This is a genomic window from Flavobacterium sp., from assembly GCF_043780635.1.
GTDB lineage: Bacteria > Bacteroidota > Bacteroidia > Flavobacteriales > Flavobacteriaceae > Flavobacterium.
In genome coordinates this window covers 22946-33784 of the sequence record NZ_JAYWCK010000039.1, presented here as the reverse complement: position 1 = coordinate 33784, position 10839 = coordinate 22946, and the positions used below count along the sequence as shown (strand labels likewise).

Below are 10839 nucleotides of genomic sequence, written 5' to 3'. Positions count from 1 at the left end.
CCTAACAATGAAATTTTGTTTGTTTTCATAAAAATTTGATGTTAAAGGATTAATTAATAAGAAATTAGAATTAAATCTAATAAATTTTTAATTATTTATTTAGAATAAATTAAAATAATTTTAAACAACAAATTATGTTTTGAAGTTAAATCCCTTAATTTAAAGGCAGTTCCGCTACTACAAAAGTGCTCCCGCCAATAAAAATAAAATCATTTTTTGTAGCATTATTCCTAGACTTGATATAAGCGTCTGCAACAGAGGAATATACGTTGCCTTTAAGATAGTATTTCCGAGCTTCTTCTTGTAGTATTGTTGTTTCTAAACCTCGAGGAATGTTTGGTTTGCAGAAATAATAAATGGCATCTTTTGGGAATAATGGCAATATTTCGTCTAAGTCTTTATCGTTTACCACACCTACAACAATGTGTAGTGTGTCATATTTTTCTTTTTGGATTTGCTTCATTACTATTTCCAAACCATTTTTATTATGGGCTGTGTCGCAAATAATTTTCGGGAATTCGCCCAGTTGTTGCCATCTTCCTTCGAGTCCTGTATTTTTTATAACATTTAACAACCCTGATTTGATTTTAGCTTCTGAAATTATAAATGTTCCTTGAGCATTTAATACAGAAATGGTTTCAACAACTGCTTTTTTGTTATGAATTTGATAATCGCCGATTAAATCAGAAGGATAATTCTCCGAAATTAATTCGGAAGCAAAATAGATTTCAGAATGATTTTCTTTGGCTTTGGCCAAAAAAACAGGTTTCGTTTCTGGAGTATATTCTCCTATGACAACTGGAATTCCCGGTTTGATGATTCCTGCTTTTTCAAAAGCAATGGCTTCAAGTGTGTTTCCAAGAAATTGAGTGTGATCAAAGCCAATGTTTGTAATTACTGAAACAAGAGGAGTAATGATATTTGTAGCGTCTAATCTTCCTCCCATTCCCACTTCAATTATAGCAATGTCCACCTTTTCTTTGGCAAAATATTCGAAAGCCAAACCCACTGTCATTTCGAAAAAACTCATATCATTGGCTTCAAAAAAAGATTTGTTTTTGTTGATGAATTCACAAACAAATTCTTCTGAAATTTCAATTCCGTTAATCTTGATGCGTTCCCTAAAATCCTTTAAATGTGGCGATGTGTATAAACCAACATTATATCCCGCTTCCTGAAGTATCGATGCCAGCATATGTGAAGTGGAACCCTTGCCATTTGTTCCCGCAATGTGAATGCATTTTAGATTTTTCTGTGGATTATCCAGATGATTTACCAATAAATGAACATTGGTTAAATCTTTTTTATAAGCCGAAGCACCCTGAAGTTGGTACATTGGCAATTGATTAAACATCCAATTAATGGTTTCCTGATAGTTCATTTTTCTAATAAAATATGGGGTATTTAAAATATTTTTCGTTTTTTTTAGTTTAATAGTAGATCGAAAAGTATCTTTAGTGCAAATTTGAAATAATTTTTAGAATTAATGAGTAAAATAATAATATATGTTTAGTTTAATACAAATACAAGCCGACACCATTGCAAATGCCGCATCTAACGTGGTTATAGAGAAAATTGCTCCAGGGAATGAAATATCAGTTTTAGAATTTATTTTAAAAGGAGGTTTTTTCTTGATTCCAATTTCAATATTGTTATTTTATACTTTTTATTTGATTATAGAACGCTATTTGTATATTCATAAAGCGTCTAAAATTGATGCTCTTATGATGAGAGATGTGAGAGATAATCTTAATTCTGGTAAGCTGGATAGGGCTTTGTCGATTGTAGAAAGAAACAATACTTCTTCTGGAAATGTTATAAAGGAAGGAATTCTTTTAATCGGCCGGCCTATTGCAGAAATTGAATCGAATATGGATCGCGCTGCCGATATTGAAATTGGTGAGATGGAAAAGCATTTGGGACAACTAGGACTTGTTGCGGGAATTGCGCCTACATTTGGGTTTATTGGAACTATTTCGGGAGTTATCAAAATATTTTACAGCATTTCGGTTACTGAGAACATCAGTATTGGTAACATTTCTGGTGGTTTGTACGAAAAAATGATTAGTAGTGGAGCTGGATTATTGGTTGGGATTATTGCTTATAGCGGGTATCACTTATTAAACGGAAAAGTCGATAATTTTGCACTAAAAATCCAAAAACAAATACTTGAGTTTGTCAATATTATTCAAAAATCCTAGGTAATGGCTATCAAACGAAAAAGAAGATTCCACGCCGAAGTCGCTACGTCTTCGTTGAGTGATATTATGTTTTTCTTGTTGTTGTTTTTCTTGATTATATCAACTTTGGCAAATCCAAATGTTATAAAAATGACATTGCCAAAAGCTAAATCTAACGAGAAAACCAACAAACAATTCATTAGCTTGTCCGTTACCGAAGACAAAAAATTCTATATCAACAAACAACCCGTTTCCTTTGAAGAATTAGAAACAACTTTGATGTCAAAAATGAACACCGAAAAAGACCAAACAGTTATAGTGCGAATCCCGTTCAATTTACAAGTTCAGGATTTAGTGGATGTGTTACAAATTGGTGTTAGAAACAATCTGAAGTTTGTGATTGCCACAAGCCCGAAATAATATAGGATTTGTTGTTTTGTAATTATTTTGTCATTTCGACCAACGGGAGAAATCACATAACGAAAGCAACAAATGTGATTTGCTTCGCCTGTTCGCTATCGCTCGAGTTTCCTTCGTCGAAATGACAAACAGTTTAAATAGAAAATGCCCCGATAATTCGAGGCATTTTCTATTTAAACCCGAGCCAATCCGCTTAAATCCGTTCAATCTGTGGCCTATTCCTCTAATTCAAATTGAAATTATAAACAATCTTTCCCACTTGTTTTTCTGGTGCATCACTGCTCGCATCCCAACGTGTATTCATTGCGGCAATTTGTGCTTGATCCAGTAAACATCGTGCCGTATTTGTTGTTCCTTTTATTCCGGCAATAGCACTTATTGTTCTTCCGTTTCTATCTACAGAAACTTCGACAACAACTTTTCCTGTTTCGTTACAGGTATATTTTGGAGCAGGTTTTGAAATCGCTTTTCGGTTGCCTAGCGAATAACCGGTTCCACCACCAGAACCACTGCCACTTCCAGCACCATAACCGCTTCCTGTGCCAATTCCGTTTCCAGTTCCATTTCCACCGCCGGTTCCGCCTCCAGAACCTCCAGTTCCATAATAACCGTTCGAGCTTAAACTTCCGTTCGCTTTTCCTTTATTTCCTGCAGTTTTATCATCGCCATCTCCACCTTTATTCGAACCTTTCATAATGCTGGATAAAGCATCGTTTGTGTTGTTAGAAACCCTTGGTTTTACCACAACGGGTTTAGGTTCTTCTTTTAAAACGGGAGTTTGTTTTAGAGGTTTTACTTTCTGCGGAATTACCACACTTTCTTCAGTAGAATTTTCCTGGGATAAAATAGATTCTTCTGGTGTAGCTTTTGTTGGTGTTTGTTTGGCTTGATTTTTCACATTCAAAACCTCACTTTTATAATTGGCTCCTGAGCCTAAATCGCTGTCGCCAAAATTTACGGTAACGCCACCACCACCTCCGCCTGCTCCCACCAATTCTTCTAAATTTGAGGGTGGCCAAAAGCGTATGAAGAATAAAATCAATATCATAGTTCCATATAAAAAGACGGATATTGCTATTGATTTCTTTTGGTCAGATGAAATGGTGGAACTCATTTATATTTTAAATTTAGAATGCTTTTAGTAAAACGTTGAAAATTACTAAAAATTATTAGAAGTAGAAAACATTAGATTTTATGCTTTATAAATAGTCCCAGAACTATGATCCATTTTAGCTCCCGTCACGCTACTCAAAACATTGATTTCTCCTCGTAATTTCAAAACGCCAAGCAAAGCAAAAATCAGTGCTTCCTTGAATTCAAGAATTTTAGTTGACGGAATTATAATTTTCATTTCAGGCAAATAGGATTGAATGCGTTCAATAATAAAATCATTGTATGCACCACCGCCAGTGATTAATATGCAGCCTTTTTTGTTGGGCAAAGACAAAGCCGTTTGTAAAGCCACGTGCTCCGTAAAAGTTCGTAATTTATCTTCAATTGTAATTTTATGACTTTCAATCATTGGCAAAACAATTTCTTTAACAAATTCAAAACCCAATGATTTCGGGAATTTTTGTTGGTAAAAATCCAATGCGTTTAATTCGCTCAACAAATTTTCGTTGACTTTTCCTGTTCGGGAAATGTTGCCTTTGTCGTCATAAACCAATCCCAATTGATTGGCATAATAATTCAAAACTGTATTTACTGGTGAAATATCAAAAGCAATTCTTTCTACATTTTGTTCAAACGAAACATTCGAAAAACCACCTAAATTCATACAATAATCATATTCTGAAAACAATAATCGGTCACCAATGGGAACTAATGGAGCTCCTTGGCCTCCTAATTTTACATCCAGAACCCTAAAATCACAGACAACCGTTTGCTGAATCAAGCTTGAGATTTTGGGTAAATTACCAATTTGTAATGTCAAACCTTTTTCTGGTTGATGTAAAATAGTATGTCCGTGCGAGCAAACAGAATCCAAGTTTTTAATTTTATGCTTTTCGATAAAAGTGGAAATGATAGAAGCGAGAAGTTTTGTGTATGCTCCGTTTAATTTATCCAGTTCAGTTTCTGAATAATCCACTGCTGATTTTAGATTATTAATCCAGCTTTGGCTATAGCCAATGGTTTCACTTTCAAGGATTTCGAAAGTCCATTCCTGGTTGTTTAAACGGAATTTAATGTGGGCTAAATCAACGCCATCAAGCGATGTTCCAGACATAACTCCGATAACGTTGTAGTAATCTTTTTTCATTAGTCAAATTTACGAATCAAAATTGAAAATTTGATTATAAAAAAGTACCTTTAGGCATATTTTTATAACAAAAAACAATATTTATTTTATATAATTATGAAATCGCCACTAACAACGAGTTTGTTGCAAACAATTGAATAATCATCGAACTCCGATGAAAATAATACATTGTGAGATAAACACGAAAGAGTAAATGCGATAACATATATGACCGCTAAAAAATCAAAATCTACATATATGAATTTTAATCTAACCGAAGAACAATTAATGGTGCAACAAGCCGCCAGAGATTTTGCCCAAAACGAACTTTTGCCTGGTGTAATTGAAAGAGATGAAAAGCAAATTTTTCCTGCCGAGCAAATTAAAAAAATGGGAGAACTTGGATTTATGGGAATGATGGTGGATCCAAAATATGGCGGAAGCGGACTCGATACAATTTCTTATGTTATTGCAATGGAAGAAATATCTAAAGTTGACGCCTCAGCTTCGGTGGTGATGTCCGTAAATAATTCATTGGTTTGTTGGGGATTGCAGGCTTTTGGAACCGAAGAACAAAAACAACAATGGTTGCCACTTTTGGCTTCAGGCCAAATTCACGGCGCTTTTTGTTTAAGCGAGCCAGAAGCAGGAAGCGATGCCACTTCACAAAAAACTTCTGCTATTGATATGGGCGATCATTATTTGGTAAACGGAACAAAAAACTGGATTACAAATGGAGGAACTGCTTCATTTTATATAGTAATTGCACAAACTCACGCCGATAAAAAGCACAAAGGAATCAACGCTTTGATTATGACCAAGGATATGCCTGGTTTTTCTATTGGTCCAAAAGAGCATAAAATGGGAATCCGCGGATCAGATACGCATTCTTTGATGTTCAATGATGTCAAAGTTCCAAAAGAAAACAAAATAGGTGAGGATGGATTCGGTTTTAAATTTGCAATGAAAACCTTGGCTGGAGGAAGAATTGGGATTGCTTCTCAAGCATTGGGAATTGCTTCCGGAGCTTATGAATTGGCATTGAAATATTCGAAAGAGCGCAAAGCTTTTGGAACTGAAATTTGTAATCATCAGGCGATTGCTTTTAAACTTGCAGATATGGCAGTAAATATTGAAGCGGCAAGACATCTTTGTATGAAGGCTGCTTGGGATAAAGACAATCATCATAATTATGATATTAGCGGTGCGATGGCAAAACTTTTTGCTTCCCAAACTGCAATGGATACGGCAGTCGAAGCGGTGCAAATTCACGGTGGAAACGGTTATGTGAGGGAATATCACGTAGAGCGAATGATGCGCGATGCAAAGATTACTCAAATTTATGAAGGTACTTCTGAAATTCAAAAAATTGTGATTTCACGAAGTATTATTGCTGGATAGTTATAAAGAATTAGTATTTTTTAGAACCCTTTCAGAATTCATAAAATCTGAAAGGGTTTTTTAATTTGAAATTTTATATACATTTACAGCAAAATATTTCATCTTATGTATGAAGATTTAAAATATTGGTATTTGCGTGACCACAAACTGTTTCGAACTTTAAGTTTTGGACAGATTAAACAATTGTGTATTATCACTGGTTTTAAAAAAGCAAATAAAGGAGAAATAATTTATTTTTCATCTTCGGATGTGCCAAGAATTTTTCTGCTAAAAAAAGGAAATATCAAAATTGTTTCTGTCGATGAAGATGGAAACGAAACCATAAAAGATATTATCCAAAAAGGAGATTTGTTTGGTGAACTGACTTTGGAGACAGACAATCAAACTAATGAGTATGCAAAAGTACTTTCAGATGATGTTGCAATCTGTAGTTTTCTAATGTCGGATTTTGAAGATTTATTGTTAAGAAATCCAAGTTTAGCTCTATCCTATACAAAATTTGTAGGTTTAAAAATGAAGCGTATCCGAAACAGTTATTCAAACCTGATTTCTAAAGACGCCAAAACTAGATTGCATCAGTTTTTAAAAGATTGGGCCGAAAAAGAGGGTAAAAAAGAAGGCAATAAAATTACAATCGAAAATTACCTAACCCAAAACGATATTGCCCAAATTATTTGCACTTCCCGTCAAACAGCTACCCTACTGCTTAATGAAATGGAAGAAAAAGGATTGATTCATTATAATCGAAAAGAAATCATTATTTCCGATATTGCTAAAATATAATTTCTTGAATTCATTTTAATAAAAAAATATGAACACAAATACGGATATAATAGTTGATTTGAGGGAAGAAAGTAATTTTGCTTTCGGGGAATTGTATAAAAATTATTTCAAGTCAATTAGCCATTTTGTTTTGAATAACAATGGTTCAACTTCTGATGCGGAAGACATTTTTCAGGACACAATGCTGGTTTTTGTCCAGAAATTGCGTCAAGATGATTTTCAATTATCGGCTTCTGTCAAGACTTATATTATGGCAATAGCCAAACATTTATGGCTAAAAAAACTAAGAAATCCTCGCCGTGATACCGAATATACGGATCTTCACGACAACAAATTTTATGAGGAAATCACGCTGTCGATAGAACAGGAAAAAACCTATTTTGATAAACTTCAATTTTATATGACCAAAATTACGGATCATTGCAACCGATTGATGCACGATATGTTTTTTAAAAATAAACCCATTGAACAAATCCAAAAAGAGCACGGTTATTCGAGCAAACACAACGCACAGAATCAAAAGCATAAGTGCATCGAACAAATTAGGAAGGTAAAAGAAAAGCAAGAAAAAAATGAATAATATTATTATAAAATCAGTTCTTACTTGTCCTTATTGCGGGCACAAAAAAGAAGAAGAAATGCCAACAGATGCTTGTCAATTTTTTTACGAATGCGAAAATTGCAAGAAAATAATAAGTCCAAAAGGAGGCGATTGCTGTGTTTATTGTAGTTATGGTACAGTTAAATGTCATTCAATTCAAGAAAAAAACGACTGCTGCAAAAAATAATTTAAAAAATTTTTCATTTTCTTGGGTGATTTTTTGAAACTAATGGTATTAACCTTTAGTAATCAAAAAACATTAGACTATGAAAAGAAAAAAAATCATTCAAATTTCGCTAACATTACTCGTTTTAGGGTTGATAGCAGCAGCTTCAATTGTTTATTATCAATTCAATCAACCTCATCGCAATGTTCAGGAAACTAAAACAGACTTCAGTTTTAGTACTAGTCAAATCGTCAAGGAATATTTAGCAAATGCAGCAGCTGCAAACGAAAAATATTTAGACGAAGAAGGCAATTCTAAAATTCTGGAAATATCCGGAAATGTCGCAGGAATATCCGAGGATTTCAACAAACAAAAAGTCATTTTACTTAAATCTACTATAGATAAAGCCGGAGTCAGTTGCACTTTTACACCTGAAACTAACGCTTCCGCCAATCAAATAAAAATAGGTGAAACTATTGCTATAAAAGGAGTCATTCGTTCTGGAGCTTCTTATGACAAAGATTTGGGAATGTACGAAAATGTCATAATGGAAAAATGTAGCATCGTATCTAAATAAATCAAAAACAAATAGTTAAACAATCTAATAAATTTATAAAATGAAATATTCAATCGTAAAAATCGTTTCAATTGTAGTTTTTTTAATCACTACAACATCTTCATTCGCTCAAAAATTAGTGAGCCAAAAAACCAGTATCAGTTTGTTTTCCCACACAGCTGTTGAGGATATTAAATCCAATAATTTTAGAAGCGTAAGCACATTGGACACATTCTCGGGAGATTTAGTGTTTTCCGTTCCAATGCAAAGTTTCGAATTTGAAAAAGAGTTAATGCAAAAGCATTTTAATAGTTCTGATTTTTTGGATACTAAAAAAGAACCGAAAGCAAAATTAGTTGGCAAAATAACCAATCTTTCCCAAATTAATTTTAAGAAAGACGGAACTTATAATGCCGAAGTTTCTGGAGAATTAACTATAAAAGGCACAACTAAAACCATTAGAGAAAAAGCAACAATAATTGTAAAAGGCACTACAATCACTTTAAAAAGTATGATAGATATTATATTGGTTGACTATGGAATTGCTTTCAAAAAAGGAAAACCATCCACAAATATTGCAAAAAGTATTGAGACAACAGTTGAAGTAGAATTTTGAAATTTAAAACTATGAAAAATAAAATATTTACCGTTACAGCAGTCATCGTTATGGTGGCTGTTTACGCCTTTAATAATCCAAAAGTAGATTTTAAAGCAGATAATAAAGAAGGAATTCAATTTCATAAAGGAAACTGGAACGAAGCACTGGTATTGGCAAAGAAAGAAAATAAACTTATTTTTCTTGATATTTATGCCACTTGGTGTGAGCCTTGCAAAAAACTAAAAAAGAACACATTTTCAGATGAAAGAGTAGGGGAATTTTATAATTCAAATTTTATAAATGTAGCCTTAGATGGGGAACAAGCTGAAGGGTTAATGCTTGCAAATAAGTATCATTTAACGGGTTATCCATCATTGTTGTTTATAGATTCTGACGGAAATGTCGTTGGACAAAGTGGCGGTTATCAAAATCCTAATGAGTTTATAGCCTTAGGAAAATCAATTTTAAAACAATAATTCAACTATTTTGACATCTTTGTAACCTAGCCGACATTTCTTCTAAACCTATTGATTTACATTTGTCCTATCAAAATAAATCAATATGAAAACTAAATTTTTATTTCTCCCGCTTTTTTTATTGCTTTTCTCCTGTGAGGTAGAAGGCGATTTGACTCGTGATCCAATTCCAGTTGTTATTGATCAACCTAATTCGGTGGTGAATTACCAAGGTGTATTTTCTCCCACATCAGGAATTAATGGTTCTGGTATTGTGAAAATTTATTTGGAAAACAATCAATATAAATTGGCACTCGAAAATTATAGTATTAGCTCTGGCCCTGATTTAAAAGTATATCTGTCAAAATCAAATACACCAACGGATTTCGTCAATTTAGGAAATTTGAATGCTTCAACAGTTTATTCGATTCCGCAAAGTGTTGATTTAAAAGATTATAAATATGTTCTCATTCATTGTCAACAATACAATCACTTGTTCGCTGTTGCCGAATTAATTAAAAATTGATAGAGATGAAAAAGATACTTTTAATACTTGTACTAGTTTTTATAACAACTTTTTCTTTTGCTCAAGGTTGTAGCGATGCCGGAATATGTTCCATTGGAAATAGTTTCCGATCATCAGAAAAGGAGTTTAAAAACAATATTGAAATCTCAGGCATTTTTGGTGCTGGTGAAGCGGATGTGACTTATTTTTCTCCTTATATTTCCTATGGTAGAAAAGTCAATGAACGTTTTTCTTGGAGTAGTAAGATTACGTTTTCCTCAGCTAGTGGGAGTTTTGGAACACGAGCCGCTTTTGGAGATGCTTATTTAATTGGAAAATATACTTTTGTTGCAAAAAATAATACCCAATGGAGCGTCTTATTGGGAAGTAAAATACCATTTACAACCTCTAACTTAAAGATAAATGGGTTTTCACTTCCACTGGATTATCAATCAAGTTTAGGAACTTTCGATTTGTTTTTAGGGACAAATTTAAATTACAAAAAATGGGATTTTAATGCTGCTCTTCAAATACCAGTTTTCAACAACAACAAAAACTCTTATTTTGCTGAATATTCTGGAACTAATGATTTCCTTACTACAAATTTGTTTGAGCGCAAATCCGATGCTTTGTTCAGAGCAACGTATACACTAAATACCAAAAATCAGAAATTCACTTTCAAACCTAATATCTTATTTATTTATCATCTTGGCGAAGATAGTTTTGAAAACATTTATGGCAAAAGAGAAAGTTATGTTGGTTCTGAAGGCTTAACAATCAACGGAAATTTAATAAGCACTTACAATATTAATAACCAAAAAAGTGTTGAACTTTCTATAGCCGCTCCTTTTGTAGTGAGAGATATTCGTCCTGACGGATTGACAAGAAGTTTTGTTTTAGCACTTAAATATAAATTTTTATTCTAATAGTACAAT

General features: G+C 33.2%; 14 protein-coding genes. 11 read left to right on the top strand and 3 right to left on the bottom strand.

Features of this window, described 5'->3' with window-relative positions; translation table 11 throughout:
- Nucleotides 1-154: 154 nt before the first annotated feature.
- Nucleotides 155-1381, bottom strand: a complete 1227-nt coding sequence (locus ACH2BV_RS03785; RefSeq protein WP_395049391.1) for a bifunctional folylpolyglutamate synthase/dihydrofolate synthase — start codon at nucleotides 1379-1381, stop codon at nucleotides 155-157.
- A gap of 124 nt (nucleotides 1382-1505) precedes the next feature.
- On the opposite strand from ACH2BV_RS03785, the gene ACH2BV_RS03780 reads away from it, so the two are divergent.
- Nucleotides 1506-2201 carry a MotA/TolQ/ExbB proton channel family protein gene (locus ACH2BV_RS03780; RefSeq protein ID WP_395049390.1) on the top strand — a complete coding sequence of 232 codons (696 nt, stop codon included), beginning with the start codon at nucleotides 1506-1508 and terminating at the stop codon, nucleotides 2199-2201.
- 3 nt (nucleotides 2202-2204) lie between these two features.
- On the top strand, nucleotides 2205-2600 hold the full coding sequence (locus ACH2BV_RS03775; protein ID WP_395049389.1) for an ExbD/TolR family protein: 396 nt from the start codon (nucleotides 2205-2207) through the stop codon (nucleotides 2598-2600).
- A 223-nt stretch (nucleotides 2601-2823) separates the two neighbouring features.
- Here the strand turns inward: ACH2BV_RS03775 and ACH2BV_RS03770 are convergent, their stop codons facing one another.
- Nucleotides 2824-3714 (bottom strand): energy transducer TonB, encoded by an 891-nt coding sequence (locus ACH2BV_RS03770; protein ID WP_395049388.1) that lies wholly within the window; start codon nucleotides 3712-3714, stop codon nucleotides 2824-2826.
- A 78-nt stretch (nucleotides 3715-3792) separates the two neighbouring features.
- Nucleotides 3793-4860, bottom strand: coding sequence for an anhydro-N-acetylmuramic acid kinase (locus ACH2BV_RS03765; protein ID WP_395049387.1), 1068 nt, complete (start codon nucleotides 4858-4860; stop codon nucleotides 3793-3795).
- A gap of 237 nt (nucleotides 4861-5097) precedes the next feature.
- Here ACH2BV_RS03765 and ACH2BV_RS03760 point away from each other — a divergent pair, with 237 nt between their 5' ends.
- From ACH2BV_RS03760 to ACH2BV_RS03720, 9 genes are all read left to right on the top strand, one after another.
- A complete protein-coding gene (locus tag ACH2BV_RS03760) occupies nucleotides 5098-6240 on the top strand; it encodes an acyl-CoA dehydrogenase family protein (protein WP_395049386.1) in 1143 nt (380 codons plus the stop codon).
- A gap of 105 nt (nucleotides 6241-6345) precedes the next feature.
- Nucleotides 6346-7023, top strand: coding sequence for a Crp/Fnr family transcriptional regulator (locus ACH2BV_RS03755; protein ID WP_395049385.1), 678 nt, complete (start codon nucleotides 6346-6348; stop codon nucleotides 7021-7023).
- 28 nt (nucleotides 7024-7051) lie between these two features.
- The gene (locus ACH2BV_RS03750) at nucleotides 7052-7603 is read left to right on the top strand and encodes an RNA polymerase sigma factor (protein ID WP_395049384.1); all 552 of its coding nucleotides are present in this window, start codon (nucleotides 7052-7054) and stop codon (nucleotides 7601-7603) included.
- On the top strand, nucleotides 7596-7811 hold the full coding sequence (locus ACH2BV_RS03745) for a GDCCVxC domain-containing (seleno)protein (RefSeq protein WP_395049383.1): 216 nt from the start codon (nucleotides 7596-7598) through the stop codon (nucleotides 7809-7811). The genes ACH2BV_RS03750 and ACH2BV_RS03745 overlap by 8 nt, the downstream gene beginning before the upstream one ends.
- 79 nt (nucleotides 7812-7890) lie before the next feature.
- On the top strand, nucleotides 7891-8367 hold the full coding sequence (locus ACH2BV_RS03740; RefSeq protein WP_395049382.1) for a hypothetical protein: 477 nt from the start codon (nucleotides 7891-7893) through the stop codon (nucleotides 8365-8367).
- A gap of 40 nt (nucleotides 8368-8407) precedes the next feature.
- Nucleotides 8408-8962: a YceI family protein gene (locus tag ACH2BV_RS03735; RefSeq protein ID WP_395049381.1), complete on the top strand. Its 555-nt coding sequence runs from the start codon at nucleotides 8408-8410 to the stop codon at nucleotides 8960-8962.
- An 11-nt stretch (nucleotides 8963-8973) separates the two neighbouring features.
- Nucleotides 8974-9420, top strand: a complete 447-nt coding sequence (locus ACH2BV_RS03730; RefSeq protein WP_395049380.1) for a thioredoxin family protein — start codon at nucleotides 8974-8976, stop codon at nucleotides 9418-9420.
- Nucleotides 9421-9505: 85 nt separating this feature from the next.
- On the top strand, nucleotides 9506-9925 hold the full coding sequence (locus tag ACH2BV_RS03725; protein WP_395049379.1) for a DM13 domain-containing protein: 420 nt from the start codon (nucleotides 9506-9508) through the stop codon (nucleotides 9923-9925).
- 5 nt (nucleotides 9926-9930) lie between these two features.
- The gene (locus ACH2BV_RS03720; protein WP_395049378.1) at nucleotides 9931-10830 is read left to right on the top strand and encodes a hypothetical protein; all 900 of its coding nucleotides are present in this window, start codon (nucleotides 9931-9933) and stop codon (nucleotides 10828-10830) included.
- The last annotated feature ends 9 nt before the right edge of the window (nucleotides 10831-10839 follow it).

Bases quoted from the DNA above. Each gene is read 5' to 3' on its own strand.
- ACH2BV_RS03780 (WP_395049390.1), top strand. From the start codon at position 1,506: ATGTTTAGTTTAATACAAATACAAGCCGACACCATTGCAAATGCCGCA.
- ACH2BV_RS03770 (WP_395049388.1), bottom strand. From the start codon at position 3,714: ATGAGTTCCACCATTTCATCTGACCAAAAGAAATCAATAGCAATATCC.
- ACH2BV_RS03765 (WP_395049387.1), bottom strand. From the start codon at position 4,860: ATGAAAAAAGATTACTACAACGTTATCGGAGTTATGTCTGGAACATCG.
- ACH2BV_RS03750 (WP_395049384.1), top strand. From the start codon at position 7,052: ATGAACACAAATACGGATATAATAGTTGATTTGAGGGAAGAAAGTAAT.
- ACH2BV_RS03735 (WP_395049381.1), top strand. From the start codon at position 8,408: ATGAAATATTCAATCGTAAAAATCGTTTCAATTGTAGTTTTTTTAATC.
- ACH2BV_RS03725 (WP_395049379.1), top strand. From the start codon at position 9,506: ATGAAAACTAAATTTTTATTTCTCCCGCTTTTTTTATTGCTTTTCTCC.
- ACH2BV_RS03745 (WP_395049383.1), top strand. From the start codon at position 7,596: ATGAATAATATTATTATAAAATCAGTTCTTACTTGTCCTTATTGCGGG.
- ACH2BV_RS03785 (WP_395049391.1), bottom strand. From the start codon at position 1,381: ATGAACTATCAGGAAACCATTAATTGGATGTTTAATCAATTGCCAATG.
- ACH2BV_RS03760 (WP_395049386.1), top strand. From the start codon at position 5,098: ATGAATTTTAATCTAACCGAAGAACAATTAATGGTGCAACAAGCCGCC.
- ACH2BV_RS03730 (WP_395049380.1), top strand. From the start codon at position 8,974: ATGAAAAATAAAATATTTACCGTTACAGCAGTCATCGTTATGGTGGCT.
- ACH2BV_RS03740 (WP_395049382.1), top strand. From the start codon at position 7,891: ATGAAAAGAAAAAAAATCATTCAAATTTCGCTAACATTACTCGTTTTA.
- ACH2BV_RS03720 (WP_395049378.1), top strand. From the start codon at position 9,931: ATGAAAAAGATACTTTTAATACTTGTACTAGTTTTTATAACAACTTTT.
- ACH2BV_RS03775 (WP_395049389.1), top strand. From the start codon at position 2,205: ATGGCTATCAAACGAAAAAGAAGATTCCACGCCGAAGTCGCTACGTCT.
- ACH2BV_RS03755 (WP_395049385.1), top strand. From the start codon at position 6,346: ATGTATGAAGATTTAAAATATTGGTATTTGCGTGACCACAAACTGTTT.